Origin of the sequence: Corallococcus sp. AB011P, assembly GCF_003611605.1 — a bacterium.
In the GTDB taxonomy this organism is placed as follows: Bacteria; Myxococcota; Myxococcia; order Myxococcales; family Myxococcaceae; genus Corallococcus; species Corallococcus coralloides.
The window spans coordinates 141790-165463 of sequence record NZ_RAVX01000019.1 but is presented as its reverse complement, the minus strand read 5'-3'; the positions used below and the strand labels follow the sequence as shown (position 1 = coordinate 165463).

Below are 23674 nucleotides of genomic sequence, written 5' to 3'. Positions count from 1 at the left end.
GCATGGGCCTGACGCTGTTGGACCCTGGAACAGGGCCCCCATCCACACTCCCGGTCTAGGACCTGCCCTCCAGCTTCTCGATGGCCGCCCGGACCCCGGGGGGAACCGGCACCTTCTCATGCGTGGCGTAGCGCAGCGTCACGACGATGGAACCGCCGCGCGTGTAGAGCACCCCGTCGTCCGCGCCCGCCACGACGTGCTCGAAGGTGATGGAGGAAGTGCCCACGCGCGTGACGCGCGCGCCCGCCACCAGGTTCACCGGGAACACCACCGGCTTGAGGTAGTCCGCGTGCGTGTTGGCCAGGATGGGCCCCACCCCGTCCGCGGTCGTCGTGTCCGCGCCCGCGGCGGTCGGACCCACCAGCCCGATGCGGGCCATGTACGCGATGCGCGCGGACTCGAACCAGGTGAACGTGCGGGCGTTGTTGACGTGCCCGTACGCGTCCATCTCGCTCCAGTGCACGGGGAAGGGCACCACGACGGGGAAGTCCTTCAGGGAGGCGTTCGACATGCGCCCCAGGGTCGCAGGGACCATCCCGCCAGGGAACGGAAACCACGCCTGCCTGCTCTCCAGGAGTCCCGCACAGGCATGCTAAGCCAGGGGTCCATGGCTCTCCGGTCCACGCTGGCGCCGCCCGCCGCCCCGTCCCATCCCTCCGCCGTCCCGGGTCCTCGCCATGGCCGGTGAGCCCACGCGGCCCGAAGAGGACAGCCGCTACGACCCGCCCGCGCCATGGGAGGAGCCGGGCCCCAATCCCCCGCCGCACCTGGTGCGCGAGCGCGGCACCGCCACCGCCACCAGGCCCCAGAAGCACGCGGACATGGTGCGCTGGCTGCACCCCGGGCAGGTGCTGCGCACGGGCCTGGACGCGGTGGTGGCCACGGTGTTCGGCGCGAGAGCGGACCACCGGCTCATCGAAGCGGTGGTGCGGCCGCAGCAGCCCTACTTCGACTATTCGGAGGAGTCCGGCGCGGACGGCGACTTCTGGCTCGACTACGTCTCCGACATCGGCGACGGCTGGGACTCCACCTACGCGGTGGCGCGCCTGCTGGCGCAGCCGGAGCTCCGGCTTCCGGAAGAGGACGGCAAGACAGCGCACGTCACGCCGCGAGGCCGCGTGCTGGTGTTCGGAGGGGACGAGGTCTACCCGGGCGCCAGCCGCGAGACGTACGAGGAGCGCACGGTGCAGCCCTACGAGGCCGCCATGCGCCGCTCGCAGGCGCCCCACCCGGACCTGTTCGTCATCCCGGGCAACCACGACTGGTACGACGGCCTGTCCGCCTTCATGCGGCTGTTCTGCGCGCAGCGCTGGGTGGCCGGGCGCCGCACGCGGCAGAGCCGCAGCTACTTCGCGCTGAAGCTGCCGAAGAACTGGTGGCTCATCGGCACGGACGTGCAGCTCAACAGCGACATCGACGTGCCCCAGGTGGAGTACTTCCGCCAGGTCGCGGAGCAGATGGGCCCGGACGACCGCGTCATCCTCTGCAACGCGGAGCCCGCGTGGGTGCTGGCGGCGGCCGCGCGGCGCGCCAAGGGCAGCTACCTGGAGAACAACCTGGAGTACCTGGAGGAGAAGGTGCTCGGGCGGCGCATCGCTGTATTCCTCGCGGGCGACCTGCACCACTACCGCCGGCACGAGGACGACACCGGCCAGCACCGCATCACCGCGGGCGGAGGCGGCGCCTTCATGCACCCCACGCACGCGCCCGCGGCGCCCGTGCTGCGCGACGGCTCCACGCTGCGCAAGAGCTTCCCGGACGAGGCCACGTCGCGGAAGCTCGCGCGCAAGAACCTGTTCCTCATCCGCTACAGCCCGCTGTTCGGGCTCATCACCGGCCTGTGGTACCTGCTGCTCGCGCTGGCCGCCTACGCGGAGGTGGGCTCGATGGGCCTCTCCCGCCTGCCGGAGGTGGTGACGGCGGTGGCCAACAGCATGGTCAACCGGCCGTGGACGCTCATCCTCGGCATGGTGACGGTGGGAGGACTCGCGGGGCTGGCGGACGCGGCGCTGGGGAAATGGCGCGCGCTCCTGGGCAGCCTGCACGGCGTGGCGCACATCGTGGCGGCGTTCTTCGTCGCCTGGGGAGCCACGTACTTCACGGTGAGCAAGCTGGGCGTGTGTCCGGTGCTGTCACCGGATGGCGCGCACTGCGCGGACGGCTGGCTGCACCTGGCGGGCAAGTTCTTCTTCTCCTGCACGTTCACGTTCGTGGGCGGCTTCCTCGTGGGCCCGTTCATCACCGGCCTGTACCTCTGGCTGAGCGTGAACTTCTTCGGCGCGCACTCCAACGAGGCCTTCGGTTCGCTCGCGCTGCCGGACTGGAAGAACTTCCTGCGCATGCGCATCGGCAAGGACGGGGCGCTGACCATCTATCCCGTGGGCCTGGAGCGAGTGCCGCGCAAGTGGAAGCCCACGGGCGCGGGGCCCATGTCGCCCGCGTTCGACCCGGACGACCCGAACGCCACCGAGCCGTTCCTCATCGAGCCGCCCATCCGCGTCTGCCGTTGACGCTACCCGGACGAGCGCTCGGCGGGAGTCACGCCCGGCGCATCGTCCTCCGCGCTGGCGCTCGCGACCCGTGAGGCGTCCTCGAGCAACGGCGCGATGCCGGGCTGCTTGAGGGTGAGCGTCACGTAGTCCTGGACGGCGGCGTCCAGGCCCACGTCACGCTTCGCGCGCTCGGACAGGAACCACTTGTGCTCCAGCACCTGGCAGTAGAGCTCCGCGGTGTCGGCCGCGCGGCCCAGGTCCTTCTGGAGGCGTGAGAGCGTGGGGTGGTAGCGCTCATCCAGCCAGCGGAACGCGGCCACGCTCAGGGGCACGCTGCGGTCCAGCTTGCGCGTGAGCGTGGCCTTCATCTCCTGCATCTCGTTGAGCAGCAGGCTCGCCTGGCGCTCCTCCGCGACGATGCCGGTGAGCGAGTGCAGCTGGTGCCGGTGGTACTCGCGATCCGTGACGATGGTGCGCATGCGCAGCTGGCTGCCCTGCCCGCTCGCCAGCAGCTCCACCTCGCCCACGGAGAAGCCCAGGTCGTTGAGCGTGCGGATCCGCTCGTGGATGCGGTAGCTCTCGTGCGGCTGGAGGATGAGCTCGCGGTTGATTTCGGCCCACAGCCGCTCGTAGCGCTGGCGGATGCTCGCGGCCGTCTCCTGCCAGGCCTCCAGCTCCTGGGGCAGCTCCTCCGCCAGCTCCACGCGAGCGGCCAGGTCCGCCAGGCCTCCGGCGATGTTCTCCTCCATGATCTGGAGGTCCATCTCCCGCTGACCGGCGGAGAGCTGCTCGTGCAGCTCGGACGTCTCCGCGTCCACCGCGTACGCCTGCAACTCACCCGCGTCGCGGCGGAAGAGCACGTTGGACAGCGAGCAGTCGCCCCAGAAGAAACCGCCCAGGTGCAGCCGCACCAGCAGGCCCGCCATCGCGTCCAGGAGCCGCGACCGGTAGCGCTCCAATCCCTGGTGCATGAACAGCGCGCGGTAAGGCAGCGACGACGCGAGGTATTGGGTGATCAGCAGTCCAGGCCTGTCCCCGGGCGAGGCCTCCAGCCCCTCCTCCGTCTGGACCGCCAGACCCACGGGCACCACGGACGGCAGCCGGCGCTCCTCCAGGCCGCGCAAGAGGTCGTACTCGCGCTGCGCCACACGCGCGGGCGTCTCCTTGAAGGCGTAGATGGTGGCGCCGTAGCTGACGAACACCACGACGTGCCGGGACAGACCGCGCGGCACCTCCACCACGCGCGGTGAACGCTCCGTCCACGCCTCCAGCGGCAGCTCCCACGGAAGGTCGAGGAAGTCCGGGTGCCCCTGCCGGATATGCAGGGAATGAAGGCGGCGAGGAGGGTGAGACATGTTGGCCACAAGCCTACCGTCCGGGTGAGCGCGCTTCATCCGGGGGGTGCGCTGGCTCGCGTGGAACGTTCGCTGTTAGAGGAAGACGCCATGCGCCCCCTCCGCGGACTCTCCCTCTGCAGCGCGGCCCTGCTGTCGGCCTGCGCCGGTTCCTCGCCTACGCCCGCGCCGACCCCGTCCGCGCCAGGAAGCATCACGCTCGCCGCGCCCGCGGGAGACGCGTGGTACCGGGGCGCGGTGTTCTACGAGGTGTTCGTCCGCAGCTTCCAGGACTCCAACGGCGACGGAGTGGGCGACCTGCCGGGGCTCATCTCGCGGCTGGACTACCTGAACGACGGCAACCCGGCGACGACGGACGACCTGGGCGTGGACGCACTGTGGTTGATGCCGGTGTTCGCGTCGCCCAGCTACCACGGCTACGACGTGACGGATTACGAGCGCATCCAGGCGGCGTACGGCTCGCTGGAGGACCTGCAGCGGCTGTGTGACGAGGCGCACCGCCGGGGCATGCGCGTCATCCTCGACTTCGTCATCAACCACACCGGCGCATCGCATCCGTGGTTCGTGGACTCATCGTCCTCGGCGCAGTCGGCGAAGCGCGACTGGTACCAGTGGCGCGCGAGCGACCCGGGCTGGAAGCAGCCCTGGGACATCTACTCGCAGACCGGCACGTGGCACCGGCAGGACAGCGGCTGGTACTACGGCGTCTTCTGGGGCGGCATGCCGGACCTGAACATGCAGACGCCCGCGGTGCGCGAGGAGATGAAGCGCCTGGCGACGCTGTGGCTCCAGCGCGGCGTGGACGGCTTCCGGCTGGATGCCGCGCGCTACCTCATCGAGACGGGCGGCGGCGCGGGGCAGGCGGACACGCCGGAGACGCACGCGTTCTGGAAGGAGTTCTCCGCGCACGTGCGTTCGGTGAAGCCGGACGCGGTGCTGGTGGGCGAGAACTGGAGCGAGACGCCATCGGTGGCGAAGTACTACGGCTCCACGGCGACGGTGCCGGGCGGGGACGAGCTGCCGCTCAACTTCAACTTCCCCATGTCCACGCGGGTGATTGAAGGCATCAACGCGGGCAACGGCGGGGGCGTGGCGGCGAAGCTGCTGGAGATGAAGAACAACTATCCGGCCGGTGTGGCGGACGCGCCCTTCCTCACCAATCACGACCATGTGCGGCTGGCGACACAGTTCTCCAACGACGGAGCGAAGCTGGGGCTGGCGGCGGCGGTGTTGCTGACGCTGCCGGGCGCGCCGTTCCTCTACTACGGCGAGGAGGTGGGCCTGGGGAACGGCAACGCCAACAACGACGAGTCCAAGCGCACGCCGATGCCCTGGTCCGCGGCGGCGGGCGGAGGCTTCACCACGGGCTCGCCCTGGTATGCGTTCTCCAGCGGAAGGGAGACGGCGAACGTGGAGGCGCAGCGGAGCAACCCGGGCTCGCTGTTGTCGCGCTACCGGTCGCTCATCCACGCGCGGCAGGGTTCGGAGGCGATGCGCAACGGAGGCCTGCGGCTGTTCACGGCGACGACGGGTATGTCGCGCACGCTCGCGTTCGTGAGGACGCTGGACGACGAGCAGGTGCTGGTGGTCCACAACTTCTCCACCTCGCAGGAGTCGGTGGGCCCGTTCGACGTGGAGGCCACCACGGCGGAGCCGCTGTTCCTGGACGCCGGCGTGACGACGCTCACGGGTGGCACGGGAGCGTGGAAGACGAGCATCCCCGCGCGCTCCACGGGCATCTGGCGGCTGCGCTAGCTGACGACAGGCTGACGCCATGAGCGGGAGAGGTGCGTCTCTCCCGCGGCCGTGAAGCGGCGGATGAGCTCCGCCCCTGCGCCCGTGCCCTGCTGGAGCAGCCACTTCAGCTCCGCGGGCATCAGCACCTTCACGGTGAGGAGCCGGACCTCGCCTCCGGGAAGCGTGAAGCGCGAGGGCAGCGAGTCCGTCTCCATGCCGATGAGCACGGCCACACGGCCCTCGGACGTGACGAGGGTTTCGGGCATGCCCACGCCGTCGACCTCCATGGACAGCGTGCCGTTGGCCAGTCGGACGCGGAGCTTCTCGAACTCAGCGACCTCATAGGCGACACGTTCGAGCAGGTGCACCGGCCAGCTCTTCCACACCTCCCCGAGCGGCTCCGGAGTCTCGATGGCGAGCTCCAATCCGAAGCCGGCGGTGGGACGGTCCAGGATGTCGTTGAATGGGTCGGACAGGCCGTCTGTGACAATGAGCATGCCGCCGTCAGGACGACGGACGGCAATCCAGTTCTGACGCTCGCCGGGCCACGGACCGCCCACGACAGGAGGGATGTAGAGGTCGTCGGACATGGTGCCGAGCCCTCGCCACACCGAACGACGGGCAATGCGTGCTTGGTCCCACAATTCGCCTCGCCTCTTCGTCTCCGCACGCCGCACAGGATCGAAGGTCGTCGGCCCCGTGACCGCTTCGAACTTCGCGCCCGTGATGCCCGCGCGCTCCATCGCGTCCTTGATGTCCTCGGAGACGATGAACGAGCCCTTCCACTCCGACGGACGGAATACCTTCGCGTCTCCTACCTTCGACGTGTCGATGCGCATGCCCGAGATGGAGAAGAGCTTCCCAACCTTCTCAGGAAGCCCATCCTCCTCGGTCCAGTAGTCCACCTCAGCGGAAGCCTCGGTATCGATGCATGTGAACTTACGGAGGGCATTGAGGATGAAGTACGGCCCTGCGTGGCCGTCGACCGCAACGGGAATCACCTCCACGTCATGGGGAGCCAGCTCCTGGAAGAGTGCGGCCAGCTTCGCATTGACCACCGGAGTACCGAACGCCGCGTGGGAGAAGTCACGGGATTCTCCCTCCAGGCTTAGCGGGAGCCTGATCAGCCCCTTGAAGTGGGCAGGCTCGCCCACACTGAATTGCCATGGGTCGTCGAGCTCTCGCCTCTGAGCATCAAGCGGATGCCCCAGGCACCAGAACCCTTCTGCGACATGCTCGTAGAGTTCAAAATAGTGCGTCGGCATGGGCGGCGCTCCTATGTCACTCCAAGCCGGTGACCCATCGATTCAAGTCCGTCCCTTTTGCTTGAATCTGGCTCGCGAGCCTTCGCAGTGCCTTCGTCAAGGCGACGCGGCAGTCTTGCATGGTTCTGCATGGTTCCGTCGCATCCCGCAGCACCTTGAAAACCTTCTGGTGATACGCCTCCGGATGTGGACCTCGATGCCCCGGCACGCTCACTTTATTCGCGGCATCGTCGAGTGACATCCCCGCCTTATCGAAGATTTCCTGGAACTTCGGTGACCATGGGCCACCGCGATTCGTGGCGTTCCAGAACTTATTGGATGCGATGTGGTGCTCCTGCCCCTTTACATCCACACCCGTCGCGACGGGACTCTTCTCATCCCGCGCGGACATCGCCACCGCGTTCGGCGCCAGCACCAGGGTGACGACGCCCTCGGAGGACACGGCCGCGGACTCCACCTGCGCCGCCGCGCCCAGCCGGAAGCCACCCATCTCCGCGGCCACCAGCGAGGCCTGCCCTGAACCCGGGAGCGTGGCGACCTTCGCCGCGAACGTCTCCGCCGTACTGCCCACCGCCGCCAGCGCCAGCATCACGAACGCCCGCGCCGCGTTCTTCCCCATCACCTCCCCGTACTCCTCCCCCGCATCGCGAAGCTCATCGAACGACCGGGCGACACGAGCGTGTTCGGACAACTCGATCCAGCCCTGGATGAGGTTCCACACCGTGTCGATGCCCAGGTAGGCAATGAGCACCACCGTCATTGTCGCCGCGATGCCCTTAGACACGGGCTCGGGCATCAACCACAACGCCAGGTACACCGTGCTCGTCGCGACGATGGCCGTGAGCACGGCGCGCTGATCCGTCATCCCCACCAGCGCTTCCGACGTCTCCTCCCACACTGAATCCAGCGCGATGGCGAACGCCAGCGAACGCCGCCCGTCCTCATCCAGCGTGGAACCCGCCTCCAGCAATTGAAGACAGTCCCCCGGTGTCTGCTTGCGCTGGCACCACCGCCCATAAGCGCTCGCCAGCTCCCGGTCCGAGTCGTCCCCCAGCAGCCGAGCCCGAGAAGGCTCCTCCACGGAGACCAGCCCCAAGCGCCCACGCACATGGGCATAGGCCTTCGAGGAGAACGAGCCCGCGAACAGCCGGTACGCGTCCTCACGAGGACGCGTAGACACCGGCGCATCCTCCGCCAGCGTCCGCACCGCCTCCGTGAACGAGTCCCCGTCCAACTCAACGGGCTCGACCTCCGCCCGAGGCACATGGACGACAGGAGCACCCCGCCCTGTCTTCAGCCGGACGCCGCGCGTCGCTGAACACCCCGTGCCCAGCAGCAACAGCAGCACCGCGACCGCCCAGCTCCGGCACGAAGACATGGATGCCTCCCAAGCACCCATCCTCGGCCGCGCGGACTCACCGCAACCAGGACCTCCCGAGCACAGCGCGGGAACCGGCCGTCACGGGGCGGGCGACGAAGGACCCACGGCTCCGGCGTCCTCAACCCCGGGCCCCGCATCCGGCACGTCCACGGGCACACCGGCGTCCTCCACCGTGCCCGCCTCCGGAGCAGCCACGGCTGCCGACTTCCCAGACGGCACCACCGCGCTCCACGCCGGCCTCGTGGGCCCCAGCACCTCCTCCTGCGTCGTCCCCTGCGCCACCAGCAGGTCCACCACCGGGGACTGCGCTGGGTCTCCCTTGCGCCCACCGCCGAAGCGGTCGGCGGACGGCGGCTCCCCGGGCACGATTCCCATCGCCATCAGCCGCGTGTTCGCGGACGTGTCCCCGCCAAACAGCCCGCCCAGCGACACGCGCCGCTCGATGGTCGCGCCTGTCACCGCCACGCCGTAGCCCCAGTCCGCGCTCGCGTGTCCTCCCAGGAAGCGGTCCGGCACCTGGAACACCACCGTGCGCCCGCTCACCTGGATGAGGGTGGGGAAGAACACCCGCGCCTCCAACTCCTGCTCCGTGGCCGCGTTCAGCTCCGCCTCCACCTTGCCGCCAATGCCCCCGGCCTTCTTCTCGTACGCATCCAGCGCCGCCTGCCGCCAGGCCTTGCGCAGCGCCTCACGCGCCTCATAGGGACGCGGCGTCAGGACCACCGCCTTCTCCCACCCCGAGTCCGCCGCCAGCGTGAGCCCGCGCCCCGGCAGCGTGTCCGTGCGTCCGGAGCCGGGCACCCGGTCCTGGTCCACGTACAGGTCCACGTTGAACGTGTAGAAGCCGTGCCGCGCCCGCTCCGCGACCGTCGCGCCCTCCAGGTCCACCGACTGCGCGCGCGAGGGCTTCGCGATGGGGTGCGCGAACGTCACTTCGAACCGCGTCGCCTCGCCGTCCGCGAACGCCGCCACCGACACCACGTCCAGGTCGCCCCGCCCCAGGTCCGTGCGGCGCGGATACAGCAGCTCGCCGTCGCCGTGGTCATCCCCCACCGGATCCGTCAGCCGGAACAGCAGCGCATCCTCGCGCGTCTTGCCGCCGGAACACGCGGCCAGGGTGGAAGCGAGCAGGAGCGCGGACACGCGAGAACGCACGAACATCGGGGGGCACCTCATGCACGAAGGGAACGCCCGTCAGGTGTATCGCGCGGTGCCCCAAACGCAAGGAGCCCGGAGTGCCTTCACAGGCGCCCCGGGCTCCCTCTCTCATCAACCCCGTGCCCCGCCCGAAGCGGAGCGCGCGGTGACTAGAACTGCGCCTTCATGAACGCCTTGACGCGCATGTGCTCGAAGTTGCGCTCCTCCAGGCTGTTCCAACCGCTGTTGCGGTTGGTGAAGCCGCGCGAACCCACCGCCACGCCGTGGTCGGCCGCGATGGTGTCGTCCGCGTACTGCACCACGTAGCCGTCGCCGAAGTCAGGACGGAAGGTGCCGAACGCGTACTGGCCCTCCAGGCCGAACTCCACGCCGGACAGGATGTAGCGCGCCTTCACCAGCACCTGGTTCTTGTTGTGCTTGCCGGACGCCATCTCGTGGTTGTTGTACGCCTGGAACGCCGTGTTGCCGTCCAGCAGGTCCGCGAAGAACTTGGAGTAGCTGGCGGACACGTACAGGTCGTCCGTGAACTGGTAGCCCGCGCCAGCCGTGAACGTCGTGTAGTCCAGCAGGCGGTCGTCGTCCGCGATGTTGTCGAACGGCTTGAACTGGTAGCCCGTGTCACCCTGGCTGTTCGTGATGACGTCCGGGTTGCGGTAGAGGTCGGCGGTGCTGTTGCCCGGGCTGTACTCTTTGCGGAGCGAGTTGTCGCACGCCACGCCGCCGCCCACGCACGAGCCGGACTCGTACGGCAGGAAGCGCGGGTCGTTCAGGCGCTTGTCCGTCTCGTGGATGTACTTGAACTTGCCGAACACATCGATGCCCTTCAGCACGTCCACCACGTACTTGGCGCGCAGCGCGACCAGGTGCGTCTTCTTGTCCTGGAAGGGCTGGTAGGCCGTGCGGAAGTTGTGGCCTACGCCGGAGTCCAGCTCCGTGCCCGGGTACTGGCTGTCGCCCAGCGCCTTGTCGGCGCTGCCGTACGCCTGCCAGTTGGTGTTGTAGGTGATGAAGGAATACTCACCGCCCAGCTCCAGCGCGCCGTTCGTGTAGACCGGGTTTGCCGTCACACCCTTCCAGCCAATGGCCGTCTCCGCCATGGGCTCGTCGAAGTCCGTGAAGTCGTTGTCCACGTTGATGGTCGCGACCTGCTGGGCCTCGCTCGTCCAACCGCCGTAGCCGATGCGGGTGGGGTTGCCCTTGTAGATGCCGTAGGCCGCGTTGGACGGACCGGGGAACGCGAAGCTGCCGTCGTGACCTTCCGTGAGGAGCACGTCCGCCTCGCGGCGGCTGGCCATCACGGCCATGTAGTCCGCGCCGATGCTGAACAGCTGGAAGTTCAGCGACAGGCCCACGTCCAGCGGGTCGTTGAGGGACGCGTTCAGCATGTACGTCTGGTCGGTGTGGCGGCCTGCCAGCACCGCGCTGTAGCCGCCCACGCCGAAGCTCTTGTCCGACAGCACGGGGTCCGCGTTGGAGTACGACGAGTACACGGCGCCGCGCACGTCCAGCCACGAACCCATGTGCAGGCCCGCCTTCAGACCGCCCACGCCGTTGCGGTAGCGCGGGGTCAGGTCGCGGCCGTCGTCCAGGTTGGTGTCTTCCGGGTTCACTTCCTGGTCGTTGGCGTACTGGAAGATGCCGCCCACGTCGAAGAGCTCGTTCGGGGTGAACTTCGCCTGGAAGCCGTACGCCGCGTCACGCGCGTGGAAGGCGCCCGTGCTGAAGCCCGGGCCCGCCCAGAGACGGGGCAGCGAGATGCGCGCCGCGTCCCACGTGAGCCGCCGCTCGAAGTTGGAGCCCTGCAGCATGATGGCCGCCGCGTTGTCGCGGTCGATGTAACGGACGCGGCCGATGACGAACGGGTCGAACTGGCCCAGGTCCGTCGCGCCAATGAGCGCCGAGTCGATGAGGTAGCCCGGACGCAGCGTCACGGACATGCCACGCAGCTTGATGTACTGGTTGGAGCGCGGATCGAACTCGCCGCAGTCGCCCGCGGTGCAGGGCGGCGTCGGCGGGTTCCGGCCACCGAAGCCGCCGAAGTTCGTCCAGAAGTTCTGGTTGAAGCGGCTGTGGATGCGGCCGTTGACCTCCACCTGCGGGGAGATCTTCGCGTTCAGCAGCAGCTCCAGCTCCGTGCCAATGCCGTTGTCGCCGTAGCCTTCACCGGGCACCGTGGTGAAGTTGTACAGCGCGCCCTGGTCGCGCTGCGTGCCCCAGAGGTACTTCGTATAGGTCGTGCCACCAATGGTGAGCTTGGGGCCGCTGTCCTGTGCCATGGCCGCCCCAGGAATGAGGCCGACCGCCACGGTGAGCGCACACGCTCCCCGCACCACGTTCTTGCGATTCTTCATGATGTCCGGAAAACCCTTCTCAGAAAGCTTTGAACCAGAGGGGGGTCATCCCCTCTCCCGGGCCGCCGCGGGACCTCCGCGGCAGCCCTCCCCGTGCTGCATCAAACCTTGAAACAGACTGTTTTGAACAGTCCGCCACCGACTACTTCGTCGGCGTGGCCGTCGTCGGCGCCGGAGCGACCGACGTTCCAGCCGGAGCGGCCGGCGTGGGCGCCGGAGCCGGGGCCGGAGCCGCGGGCGCCGCCTCGGGAGCCGGAGCCGGAGCCGCCGCCGCCGCGCCACCCTGCGCCGCCGGGCGCTTCTCGCCGGAGACCATCTTCAGCGTGGCCTTCTTCGTTGCGGAACCGTCACCGGCGCACTCGTACGCGAGCATGTCGTACTGAGCCTTGATTTCAGAGCTGTCGCCCTTGCCCTGGCCCGCGAGCACGTCAATCACGTGCGGATCGCAGTTGAAGTCGGAGCCGCCGCCGAAGCGGTGCTGGCCCTCGTACTCGTTGACGCGGCGGGTGAGCAGGTCGTTCTCCGCGGGGAAGCCCTCGTTGGACTGCATCACGACCTGGTAGCCCCACGTGGAGGGGGAACCGGCGCCCAGGTCGGAGTTCATGACCGTGGCGGTGATCTTGTTGCCGGAGGCGCGCACCTTGGTGGGCACCACGACGGCGCCCTTCATCGCGCCGGCCTTGTTGTTGGCCTCCGCGCGCACGCGCGACGAGCCCTGCGGCGAGATGATGATGACCTTGTCCCACGCGTCTTCCGGCGCGAAGGAGACGTTCAGGCCCGGGGGGCTGTCCGTGAAGCCGCTGCCGACCTTGTGGTCCGTGTCGATGAAGATGAAGACCTCCTGCACGGAGAAGCCGTCCGCCATCTTCCAGGGGTTCTCCAGCGACGCCTTCAGCTGGATTTCAACGTCCGTCTTGTTGCCGCCCTGGTCCAGCTTGAAGCCGGTCAGGTCGAACGAGCCCGGCTTGTACACGGGGTCCGTCGGGTAGGTGTACTTGCCGGGACCCTTGTCGTCGCCGGTGGGGTCCTTGAACTGCACCTTCTCGGCCAGGGCCGGCGCCGCGGACAGGGAAGCGGCCAGGGTGAGGACTGCGATGCGGGGGTTGATCATGGGGGTGCTTGCTCCTTGCAACGACAGACGAAAGGACTGCGAAGAAAGACCGCGGGACTAACCCTTCACGCCACCGGCGGTGAGCCCGGAGACGAGGTACTTCTGCAGGAAGAGGAAGAGGAACACGACGGGCACGGACACGATGATGGAGCCGGCCGCGAAGTAGCCCCACTGCTGGCTGAAGCCGCCCACGAAGAAGCGCAGGCCCACCGGCGCCGTGTACATGGCTTCCTGGTCCATGAACGTCGCCGCGAGGATGAACTCGTTCCACGCCGTCATGAAGCTGAACAGCGCAGTCACCGCCACCGCGGGCTTCGCCAGCGGCAGGATGATGCTCCAGAAGATGCGCCCCGGAGACGCGCCGTCCATCAGCGCCGCCTCCTCCAGGTCCTTGGGGATGGTGTCGAAGTAGCCCTTGAGCATCCACACGCTGAACGGGATGGACGTGGTGGCGTACACGATGATGAGGCCCAGCCGGCTGCTGCCCAGGCCCAGCCACTGCACCAGGATGATGTAGAGCGGGATGAGCATCAGCGTGCCCGGGAACATCTGGGACACGAGGAACGCCATCATGCCCGCGCGCTGGCCGGGGAACTTGAAGCGGCTGAAGGCGTACGCCGCCGTGCACGCCATGAAGACGCCCAGCACCGTGGTGCCAATGGCCACGATGGCGCTGTTGAGCATCCACTTGGCGAACGGCTGATCCGACATCACCGACGCGAAGTTGGAGACGCTGAAGGTCTCCGGCCACGGCGTCACCGCGCGCAGCCGGTCCCAGAAGGTGGGGTTCTCCGGCAGCGTGGCGATGGCCAGGCTCTGCTTGCCGGAGAAGGCCAGGCTCACCACCCAGAGGATGGGGTAGATGGTGAAGAGGGTGAAGGTCACCAGCACCACGTGCAGCGGCAGGTGGGAGATGCCTTCGCGACGTTCAGAGAAGAGCGCCATGGGTTACGCGGCCTCCGTGGCGCGGCTCATGCGGTTCTGCACCATGCTGTAGATCAGCAGGATGCCGAAGATGACGGTGGAGTACGCCGCCGCGTAGCCGTGGCGGTAGCGCTCGAAGGCGAACTTGTACGCCTGCGTGACCAGGATTTCGGTGGAGCCGCCCGGGTCGCCGCCCGTCACCAGGAAGATGATGTTGAACATGTTGAAGGTCCACACCACCGACAGGATGACCGCCGGCACCAGCGCGGGCTTCAGCGCGGGCAGCGTGATGGCTGTGAACTGCTGCCACCGGTTGGCGCCGTCCACACGCGCCGCTTCATAGAGCTCACCCGGGATGGACTGCAGCGCGCCCAGCGACACCACCATCATGAACGGGAAGGACAGCCAGCCGTTGGTGGCCAGCGCCGTGAAGAACGACGTGAGCGGCGAGTCGAACCACGCCAGGCCGTCCCCACCGAACATCCGGATGACGTGGTTCACCACGCCGAACTGCTGGTGGAACATGCCCTTCCAGATGAGCGCGGTGATGTAGTTGGGCATGGCCCACGGCAGGATGAGCAGCACGCGGTACACCGGCCGCATCTTCAGATTCGGCACGTTGAGAGCCAGCGCGAGCAGCAGGCCCACCGTCACGCCGATGGTCACGTTCGTGACCGTCCACACGATGGTGAACAGCAGCGTGTAGTAGAAGTTCAGGTAGTTGAAGACCAGCGAGCCATCCGCCGCCGTCTTCGCGAAGCTGAAGTCGCCCAGGATGTCCACGTAGTTGCGGAAGCCCACCCACAACTCCGACAGCGGCTGGCTGCTGTTGTAGAGGTTGGCGTCCGTGAACGACAGCGTGATGCCGTAGGCGAAGGGGAAGAACACCAGCACCACCATGCCCACCATGGCGGGCAGGATGTATGCGTAGGCCTGCCGGAACTCCACCGCCGTGGCCACCGCGCGGTGCAGCGCGCCCAGGCCGATGAACAGCAGCACCGCCAGCCCCACCACGCCCAGCGCGCCCAGCGCCTTGCTCGCGTTGCCGCGCACCTGCGCGCCCGCCGCCGCGAGCCGGGCCTCATCCGGCGCCCCGGACTCCGTCAGCCGCCCCAGCGGACGGCGCATGGAATCCGCGTCCCACGCGCCGGGCTTCAGCGCGGGCTCCGCGTTGAGGTTGTTGGCGGTGATGAGCGCCTGGGCCTTCTCGCCGCGCGTGCGCAGCTCCGCGCTGACCGCGTCCTCCGTCTGCCGCAGCTCCGCGTCCAGCGCGCGCAGCGAATAGACGGTGTAGCCACCCAGGCCCGCCAGGAACAGCGCCGCCGCCACCGCCACGCGCACGCCCTGACGCGACAGCGCGAACACCGCCGCCGCGCACGCAGCCAAGGGCAGCAGGAACGCCAGCAGCACCGGCGTCCAGGAAGGCGTTTCACCCTTCACCACCGCGGGGGTGAGGGACTCCACGGAGCCCACCACCTGCCCGTCCACCTCCACGGGCGCGGAGAGCAGCCGGCTCGCTCCGTTGTCGAGCAGCTCCGACTCCACCTCCGCCTTGCGCGCGCTGCCCTCCTCGCGGTTCGTCTCCACCGCGGCGCGCAGGCGCTGGCCTCGGTCGTACAGCGGCTTCTCCTCGCGCGCCAGCCGGCGCGGCGCCGCCTTGTCCCCGGTGTCATCCGGGAAGGTCGACGCCTCCAGCTTGATGCCGCTGAAGGCGATGACGCGCACGGAGCTGCCCGGCACGCCCGGCCAGCCCGCCACCACGGCCTTCACGCCGTCGCCCGTGCCTCCCGCGCGCTGCACCAGGTCCGCCAGCCCCAGCAGGGACACGGTGGCGGTGCGCTGCTCGCGCTCCGCCGCGCGCTCCTGGTTGGCGCGCGCCAGCAGGCCGTGCGCCAGGAACAGGGACACGCCCAGCGCCAGGGCGAGCCCCACCAGCACTCGCCCCCGGTAGCCGCCCGCACGGCCGGCGGGTCCCGAAGCCGAAGGGTCCGGCGCGGAATGGCTCGGGGCGGTGGAGACCGGCGTGGGGGCGCCGGCCGCGGAAGGGGGCTGCTGGGGGGCGTTCTGGCTCACTTCAGCTCCTCACTTACTTCTTGCGCAGGCCGGCGACGTCCTTCGCCACGCTCTTCTGGGCCGAGTCCAACGCCGCCTTGGGGGTGGCGGTGTTCTTGAACACGGTGTTCATCGCGCTGGTGGCCGGGGTCCAGACCATCGACATCTCCGGCAGGTTGGGCATGGGCACCGCCACGTCCACCTGGTCCTTCATCGCCTTGAGCAGCGGATCCGCGGACACCTTCGCGTCCTGGTACACCGCCTGGTTCGCGGGGCTCTGGCGGCCCTCCAGGGCCAGCGTCTTGCCAGGGCCCGCGTCGGTGAGGAACTTCGCGAAGTCGTACGCCGCTTCCTTGTTCTTCGACGGGGCGGCCACGTACACGCCCTCCACCGTCATCCAGGGCTTCATCGGCGTGCCCTTGTTCTCATCCAGCGTGGGCAGCCGCGCCAGGCCGTACTCCACGTCCTTGGAGACCTCGCCCAGGAACCACGGGCCGGAGAACACCATCGCGGCCTTGCCCTCGTTGAAGAGCGAGGTGATCAGCGCGCTGGAGGGCTCCGCGGGGAGGATGCCGTCCTTGTTCTTCCACTTGAGGACCTGCTCCACCGACTTCACGTTGGCGGGCGAGTTCATCGTGGGGGTGTTCTTCGCGTCGAACACGCCGCCGCCGAAGCCGTTCATCACCGCCGCGTGGTAGTAGAAGTCGTTGTACGCGTACGCCAGACCGAAGCGGCCCGCCTTCGCGTCGGTGAGCTTCTTGGCCATCGTCACCATCTCGCCGGACGTCTTGGGCGGCGTGGGGACCAGCTTCTTGTTGTAGATGAGCGTGATGACCTTGTAGTTCAGCGGCAGGCCATACGCCGTCCCGCGGTAGGTCATCGCCTCCATCGTCGTGGGGATGAAGCGCTTCTTCGTCGCGTCATCCAGGAAGAAGTCGATGGGCTCCACCGTGTTGCCCGCTTCAATCCAACCGCCCAGGCGGTCCTGCGCGAAGATGAAGAGGTCCGGGCCCTTGCCGCGCGGCACGGTGGCGGAAATCTTGTCCGCGTAGGCGTCGTAGGGCACCGCCAGCGTGGTGACCTTGACCTTGCCTTCGTTGGCCTTGTTGTACTCGGCGACCACCTTCTCCAGCGCGGCCTTCTCCTCCGCGCGGTAGGCGTGCCAGAGCACCAGCTCCGTGGCGGCGAAGGACGGGACGGGCAACAGGCCGACTGCGCACAGACAGAGGGCCGCGAGCAACGTTCGCAGGTGCGTCATTGGGAAAATCCTCCGGGATATCAAACGGAAAGCCGCAGCTCGGATTCAGCGTCGAAGAGGTGCAGGGACTCCAGCTCCACCGTCACGGGAAGGGCGGCGCCGGGCTCCGGGGTGGCCTGGGGCGGCAGGCGGAAGACCAGCGGGTTGTCTCCCAGGCGGGCGTGCACGATGAGCTCGTTGCCCAGCGGCTCCACCAGCTCCACGCGCGCCTCCGCGGGCGCTGACTCACCGCGCGCGACATTGCCCGCGGGCAGGACGTTGTCCGGGCGCAGGCCCACCTTCACCTTGCGGCCGCCCTTGCCCGCCGTGGCCGCGCGCAGCTTCTGCGGCACCGGCAGCTTGAAGCCGCCACCGGTGAGCGACGCGCCGTCCGCGTCCAGCGTGGCGGTGAGCATGTTGATGGGCGGCGTGCCAATGAACTGCGCCACGAACACGTTGACCGGCTTCTCGTAGACCTCCAGCGGGGTGCCCAGCTGCTGGAGCTTGCCGTCCTTCATCACCGCGATGCGGTGGCCCATGGTCATCGCTTCGATCTGATCGTGCGTGACGTAGACGGACGTGACCTGGAGCCGGTGCTGGAGCTTCTTGATCTCCGAGCGCATCTGCACGCGCAGCTTCGCGTCCAGGTTGGAGAGCGGCTCGTCGAAGAGGAACACCGCCGGCTTGCGCACGATGGCGCGGCCCAGGGCCACGCGCTGACGCTGGCCGCCGGACAGCGCCTTGGGCTTGCGGTCCAGGAGGTGCGTGATGCCGAGGATCTCCGCCGCCTCGTCCACCAGCTTGTCCATCTCCGGCTTGGGCGTCTTGCGGATCTTGAGGCCGAACTCCAGGTTCTGCCGCACGGACATGTGCGGGTAGAGCGCGTAGTTCTGGAACACCATGGAGACGTCCCGGTCCTTCGGCGGCAGCGCGTTCACCGCGCGCTCACCGATGGAGATGGTGCCTCCCGAAATCTCCTCCAGGCCGGCGATCATCCGGAGCGCCGTGGACTTGCCGCAACCGGACGGCCCCACGAGGACCATGAACTCATGGTCGCGGATATCGAGGTTGAGCCCCTCGATGACCGACACGTCTCCGTACCGCTTCGCCACGTCCTTGAACGACACGCCGGCCATCTAGGTTCTCCAGCAAGAGCCCCGCTCGCGCCGGTGACAACAGCACGTCCGGGTCAGGTTCTGCGCATGCACCGCCGGGTGCCTCACGGCACGCGTCCGAGGATGCGCGCGGACAGCGGCGGAAGCGCCAGGTCCAGCGTGGCGCCAGCCTTCGTCCGCCCTCCGTTCAGCAGATCCTCCACCTCGCCGACGCCCGTCCAACCTTCCGGCCACGGCACCGACACCGTGCCCTTCGTCTTGGCGCGGTTCACCGCCACCACCACCGTGTCGCCGGTCGCTTCGTCGCGCCGCTGGAAGACATACACGTCGCCCTCGGTGGAGAGCGGCGCGTGCGTGCCCCGCGACAGGGCCGGGTGTGCGCGGCGGATGGTGATGAGGCGCTTGTAATACTCGCGCAATGCCTCGTCGCGCTTCTTTCCCTCGCCGGGCTTCACCGCCTGCTTGCCCCACGGCATGTCGCTGCGGTTCTGCGGCCAGTCACCGCCCGCGCGGCCCACTTCCTCGCCGTAGTAGATGACGGGGATGCCGGTCGTGGTGAGCTGCAGCGTGGCGGCCAGGCGGAAGAGGGGCACGTTGCCCTGCAGCTGGTGCAGCGCCCCGTCCACGTCGTGCGACGACAGGAAGTGCGACAGGTGGTGGCCCGGCGTCACCTTCGCGCGCGACTGGAGGTAGCGGTCGAACGCCACCGTGCGGCCACGGCCCTGCACGAAGCCCAGCGCGTTGCCCTGGAAGGCGAAGTCGAACCCGGCGTCCATCTCGTCCGGGGTGAAGTACGGCGCCAGCCCCTCCACGTCGCCGCCCCACACCTCGCCCAGCAGGAAGAAGTCCGGAGAGATTTCGGCGCGCGTGCGGCGGCGGTGCTCCTTCCAGAAGTCGTGGGACACGTGCTTCACGGTGTCCAGCCGGAAGCCGTCCACGCCGGAGCGCTTCGCCCAGTCAATCTGCGCGTCCAGCAGGTACTTCGCCACCTCCGGGCGCTCCGTCTTGAAGTCCGGCAGGCCCGCCACGCACGTCGTCAGGTCATCCGAGCCGCAGGTGCCCTTCTCCTCCGAGCGCAGCCAGTCCGGGTGGTCCTTCAGGTAGCGCGAGTTGTAGCCCGGGTGGTTGTAGACGACGTCCAAGAGCACGCGGATGCCGCGAGCGTGCGCCGCGTCCACCAGCGCCTTGAAGTCCTCTTCCGTGCCGAAGCGCGGATCCAACGCGTGGAAGTCGTCCGCCCAGTAGCCGTGGTAGCCCCAGTCCGGGAAGCCAGAGCCGGTGACGAAGCCCGGGATCTGCTTCAAGAGCGGCGTCACCCACAGCGCCGTCACGCCCAGCGACGACAGCTCCTCCAGCTTCGCGGTGAGCCCCTTCAGGTCGCCGCCGTGGAAGGTCCCCGCCGCCTTTACGTCGCCCTTCTCGTTGTTGGAGGGGTCGCCGTCCGCGAAGCGGTCCACCACCACGAAGTACAGCACCTCGTCCGCCCAGGGCCGCGCTGGCTCCTTTTTCTCAGAAGGCGGAGCGGCCTCCTTCACGGCCTCGGGCGCGGGGGTCGCCCGAGCCTCCGGAGCGGGCGCGGCGGGCTGCGTCGCGGCGGCCTCCGGCGCGGGCTTCGTCGGAGTGGGGGCCGTGGCGCACCCCGCCAGACACAGGGCGACAAGGCCCTGGAACATCGGGCGCCACCAACCGCGGTGGGAGGCAGCGTTGGGTTGTGGGCAGGGGAGGCTGGGGGCCATCTGGGCGCGGCACTGTATCCAACAGTCTTGAAAGGGGTGAAGGGGCGTAGGAACAATCGGCTGATGCCGCAACGCGGCATGCCCCGGATGTCTTCCTCTGTACACCCGTGTGACGCATGGCGCGGGCGGACTCAACGGAGCGCGCGGTTCCTGCCGCACCGCGTCTCGGTTTTGAGTCTTTCCGCATCCGACGTCGTGGGGTGGCTGTGCCAGTCCCAACTCGGATCATCCAGAGGGTCCTGTAACTCCTGAACGCAGACGGTGGATCACCCGCGACAGGGGTGGCTGCTACCGTGCCCGGAAATTTCCGCCCCCCTGGAGGTTTCCCCTGAGAGTTCCCTTCGCAGTACCCCGCATGACGCGAGCGCTCGCGTTCGGCGGGCTCCTTGCCGCACTGCTTCCCATGTCGTCGCTGGCGGCGCCCACGTCGGTGACTGTCATTGGCGACCTGCAGACGGGCGTCGGCTGTGCCGCCAACAACGACCCCACCTGCGCGCAGACGGCGCTGACGTACGACACGGACGACGACAAGTGGCAGGGCACGTTCAACGTGCCGGCGGGCACCTGGCACTTCAAGGTCGCGCTGGACGGTTCGCTGGCGCAGACGCACGGCGGCCCCGGCGGCGCGGATGTGGTGCTGACCAACCCGTCGGCGGGCGCGGTGAAGTTCTACTTCGACGCGAACACGCACTACGTGACGAGCAGCCGCTCCGGCACCATCGCCACGGTGGCGGGCACGCTCCAGAAGCAGTTGGGCTGCCCGGAGGACTGGAAGCCGGAATGCCTGCGCACGATGATGCAGGATCCGGACGGCGACGGCATCTACACCTTCACCACGAAGGGCCTGACGGCGGGCATCTACGAGTGCAAGGTCGCGCTCGATGAGCAGTGGACCAACGCCTACCCCGGCGGCAACGCGACGTTCGAGGTGGAGACGGACAACCAGGAGATGATCTTCACCTTCGACTCCGGTGCCTCCAAGAAGGTGACCATCCGCGCCGCGGGCGCCCCCGCGGGCGACCTGCTGCTGGCGCGGGCGCACTGGATTGCGCGCGACACGCTGGTGTGGAGCCCGGAAGTCGCGGCGCCCGCTGGCACGGTGTTCAAGCTGCACACGGCGCCCACGGGCGGCATGACGCTGAGCGGCGCCGGCGTGCAGGGCGGCACGGCGGTGACGCTGACGGTGGACCCCGCGGGCCTCACCGCCGCGCAGGCGGAGCGTTTCAAGAACCTCCAGGGCCGCACGGTGCTGAAGCTGGCCGAGGCGGACGTGGCCAACGCGGCCACGTGGCTCAAGGGCCAGGTATCCGTGTCCGCGACGAACGCGGAGGGCGTGATGCTGGACGCCACCAGCGCGCAGTTCGCGGGCGCGCTGGACGACCTGGACACGTATGACGGCGCGCTGGGCGCGACGTTCGAGAACGGCATCCCCACGCTGCGCCTGTGGGCCCCCACGGCGAAGAGCGTAAACCTGCTCCTGTTCGCGGACGGCAGCCCCACGTCCACCTTCACCCGCGTGCCCATGACCGCCGGTGACAAGGGCGTCTGGAGCGCCACGGGTGACGCGTCCTGGAAGAACCGCTTCTTCCTCTACGAGGTGGAGGTCTACGCCCGCAAGGAGGGCAAGGTCGTCACCAACCGCGTCACCGACCCCTACTCGGTGGCCCTCTCCATCAACAGCGAGCTGAGCCAGATTGTCGACCTGGCGGACCCGGCGCTCGCGCCGCAGGGGTGGAGCACGCTGGCCAAGCCCACGCTGGAGGCCCCGGAGGACATCGTCCTCTACGAGCTGCACGCGCGCGACTTCAGCATCAACGACCTGACGGTGCCGGAGAACGAGCGCGGCACGTTCAAGGCGTTCACGCGGGACTCGGACGGCATGAAGCACCTGACCCGGCTGGCGAAGGCGGGCCTGACGCACGTGCACCTGCTGCCGGTGTTCGACATCGCGACCATCAACGAGGACCGCGCGGCGCAGCAGCACCCCCAGGGCGACCTGGTGTCGCTGCCGCCGGACTCCGACCAGCAGCAGGCGGCGGTGAAGGCCGTGGCGGACCTGGACGGCTTCAACTGGGGCTATGACCCGTTCCACTACACGGTGCCGGAGGGCAGCTACTCCACCAACGCGCAGGGCACGACGCGCACGGTGGAGTTCCGGGAGATGGTGCAGTCGCTCAACCAGCACGGCCTGCGCGTGGTGATGGACGTGGTCTACAACCACACCAACTCCGCCGGTCAGGACGCCAAGAGCGTGCTGGACCGCATCGTCCCCGGCTACTACCACCGCCTCAACGACGACGGGAACGTGGAGATGAGCACCTGCTGCCAGAACACCGCGTCCGAGAACGCGATGATGGAGAAGCTGCTCATCGACTCCGTGGTGACGTGGTCCAAGGCGTACAAGGTGGACGGCTTCCGCTTCGACCTGATGGGCCACCACATGAAGTCCAACATGGTGAAGCTGCGCGCCACGCTGGACGGGCTCACCCTGGAGAAGGACGGCGTGGACGGCAAGGCCATCTACGTCTACGGCGAGGGCTGGGACTTCGGCGAAGTGCAGAACAACGCGCGCGGCACCAACGCCACGCAGCTCAACATGGCGGGCACGGGCATCGGCGCGTTCAACGACCGCCTGCGTGACGGCGCTCGTGGCGGTGGCCCCTTCAGCGGTCTGCAGGACCAGGGCTTCATCAGCGGCCTGCTGTCCGACCCCAACGGCACGAACCAGGGCACGGAGGCGGCGCAGAAGAACAAGCTGCTGCTCTACAGCGATTGGATCCGCGTGGGCCTCGCCGGCAACCTGAAGGACTACTCGCTGGTGGACTCCACGGGCGCGACCGTCACGGGTGAAGGCGTGGACTACAACGGCGCCAAGGCGGGCTACACGCTGGATCCGCAGGAGGTCATCAACTACGTCTCCGCGCACGACAACGAGACGCTGTTCGACGCGGTGCAGTTGAAGGCGCGGCGCGACCTGCCCATGGCGGAGCGCGTGCGCATGCAGAACCTGGGCATCTCGCTGGTGGCGCTGGCCCAGGGCATCCCGTTCTTCCACGCGGGTGACGAGCTGCTGCGCTCCAAGTCGCTGGACCGCAACAGCTACAACTCCGGCGACTGGTTCAACAAGGTGGACTGGACCTACCAGTCCAACAACTGGGGCGTGGGCCTGCCCCCGGCCGCGGACAACCAGGGCAACTGGGCGCTCTTCGGGCCGCTGCTGGCGGACGCGGCGCTGAAGCCGGCGTCGGCGGACATCCTCCGGGCGCGCGACCACTTCGAGGAGATGCTGACCATCCGCAAGAGCTCGCGGCTGTTCCGCCTGCGCACCGGTGACGAGGTGAAGCAGTTGGTGCACTTCGAGAACACCGGTCCGGACCAGATTCCGGGCCTCATCGTGATGGCCATGCAGGACCACGGCACGAACGCGGAGGGCAAGCGCGCCATCGTCCTGTTCAACGGCACGGACGACGCACAGACGTTCAAGTCGGACGGGTACAAGTCCCTGAAGCTCAAGCTGCACCCGGTGCTGCAGGCGTCCACGGACCCGGTGGTGCGCACGTCCGCGTACGACGCGGCCACGGGCGGCTTCACGGTGCCGGCGCGCAGCACCGCCGTGTTCGTCACCGACGACGCGGTGGACCCGGACGAGCCCGACGGCTGCAACTGCCAGAGCACGGTGCCCGGTCCGCTGGGCGCCACCAGCCTGCTGATGCTCTGCGGCCTGGCGATGAAGCTGCGCCGCCGCCGCGCGTAAGGCTCC

15 protein-coding genes are annotated in these 23674 nt (G+C 68.5%); 3 read left to right on the top strand and 12 right to left on the bottom strand.

Annotation, left to right across the window (positions count from 1 at the left end; translation table 11 throughout):
- Window positions 1-55: 55 nt before the first annotated feature.
- Complete coding sequence (locus tag D7X30_RS33250; protein WP_120567018.1) at window positions 56-511, bottom strand: thioesterase family protein; 456 nt, start codon at window positions 509-511, stop codon at window positions 56-58.
- Window positions 512-677: 166 nt separating this feature from the next.
- Here D7X30_RS33250 and D7X30_RS33245 point away from each other — a divergent pair, with 166 nt between their 5' ends.
- Window positions 678-2510 (top strand): metallophosphoesterase, encoded by a 1833-nt coding sequence (locus D7X30_RS33245; RefSeq protein ID WP_199724622.1) that lies wholly within the window; start codon window positions 678-680, stop codon window positions 2508-2510.
- 2 nt (window positions 2511-2512) lie between these two features.
- Here D7X30_RS33245 and D7X30_RS33240 read toward each other — a convergent pair whose 3' ends face one another.
- On the bottom strand, window positions 2513-3847 hold the full coding sequence (locus D7X30_RS33240; RefSeq protein WP_120567016.1) for a DUF4032 domain-containing protein: 1335 nt from the start codon (window positions 3845-3847) through the stop codon (window positions 2513-2515).
- A 90-nt stretch (window positions 3848-3937) separates the two neighbouring features.
- On the opposite strand from D7X30_RS33240, the gene D7X30_RS33235 reads away from it, so the two are divergent.
- A complete protein-coding gene (locus tag D7X30_RS33235) occupies window positions 3938-5602 on the top strand; it encodes an alpha-amylase family glycosyl hydrolase (RefSeq protein WP_120566985.1) in 1665 nt (554 codons plus the stop codon).
- Here the strand turns inward: D7X30_RS33235 and D7X30_RS33230 are convergent.
- The 10 genes from D7X30_RS33230 to D7X30_RS33185 all read right to left on the bottom strand — a co-directional run bounded on the left by D7X30_RS33230 (window position 5599) and on the right by D7X30_RS33185 (window position 19851).
- Window positions 5599-6738, bottom strand: a complete 1140-nt coding sequence (locus tag D7X30_RS33230; RefSeq protein ID WP_233591939.1) for an imm11 family protein — start codon at window positions 6736-6738, stop codon at window positions 5599-5601. The genes D7X30_RS33235 and D7X30_RS33230 overlap by 4 nt on opposite strands.
- 127 nt (window positions 6739-6865) lie before the next feature.
- Window positions 6866-8227, bottom strand: a complete 1362-nt coding sequence (locus D7X30_RS33225) for an AHH domain-containing protein (RefSeq protein ID WP_120566983.1) — start codon at window positions 8225-8227, stop codon at window positions 6866-6868.
- Between the two features lie 81 nt (window positions 8228-8308).
- The gene (locus D7X30_RS33220; protein WP_158619427.1) at window positions 8309-9391 is read right to left on the bottom strand and encodes a glucodextranase DOMON-like domain-containing protein; all 1083 of its coding nucleotides are present in this window, start codon (window positions 9389-9391) and stop codon (window positions 8309-8311) included.
- Between the two features lie 146 nt (window positions 9392-9537).
- Entirely contained in the window at window positions 9538-11739 is a 2202-nt protein-coding gene (locus tag D7X30_RS33215; RefSeq protein ID WP_120566981.1) for a hypothetical protein, read from the bottom strand.
- A gap of 142 nt (window positions 11740-11881) precedes the next feature.
- Window positions 11882-12850, bottom strand: coding sequence for a glucodextranase DOMON-like domain-containing protein (locus D7X30_RS33210; RefSeq protein WP_120566980.1), 969 nt, complete (start codon window positions 12848-12850; stop codon window positions 11882-11884).
- A 57-nt stretch (window positions 12851-12907) separates the two neighbouring features.
- The gene (locus tag D7X30_RS33205; RefSeq protein WP_120566979.1) at window positions 12908-13795 is read right to left on the bottom strand and encodes a sugar ABC transporter permease; all 888 of its coding nucleotides are present in this window, start codon (window positions 13793-13795) and stop codon (window positions 12908-12910) included.
- A 3-nt stretch (window positions 13796-13798) separates the two neighbouring features.
- Window positions 13799-15847, bottom strand: coding sequence for a carbohydrate ABC transporter permease (locus tag D7X30_RS33200; RefSeq protein WP_120566978.1), 2049 nt, complete (start codon window positions 15845-15847; stop codon window positions 13799-13801).
- Window positions 15848-15860: 13 nt separating this feature from the next.
- Window positions 15861-17084 (bottom strand): extracellular solute-binding protein, encoded by a 1224-nt coding sequence (locus tag D7X30_RS33195; RefSeq protein ID WP_120566977.1) that lies wholly within the window; start codon window positions 17082-17084, stop codon window positions 15861-15863.
- Window positions 17085-17104: 20 nt separating this feature from the next.
- Window positions 17105-18199, bottom strand: a complete 1095-nt coding sequence (locus D7X30_RS33190) for an ABC transporter ATP-binding protein (RefSeq protein WP_120566976.1) — start codon at window positions 18197-18199, stop codon at window positions 17105-17107.
- Between the two features lie 83 nt (window positions 18200-18282).
- The gene (locus D7X30_RS33185; RefSeq protein ID WP_120566975.1) at window positions 18283-19851 is read right to left on the bottom strand and encodes an alpha-amylase family glycosyl hydrolase; all 1569 of its coding nucleotides are present in this window, start codon (window positions 19849-19851) and stop codon (window positions 18283-18285) included.
- A 418-nt stretch (window positions 19852-20269) separates the two neighbouring features.
- Here D7X30_RS33185 and pulA point away from each other — a divergent pair, with 418 nt between their 5' ends.
- Window positions 20270-23668: a pullulanase-type alpha-1,6-glucosidase gene (pulA, locus tag D7X30_RS33180; RefSeq protein ID WP_120566974.1), complete on the top strand. Its 3399-nt coding sequence runs from the start codon at window positions 20270-20272 to the stop codon at window positions 23666-23668.
- Window positions 23669-23674 lie beyond the last annotated feature (6 nt).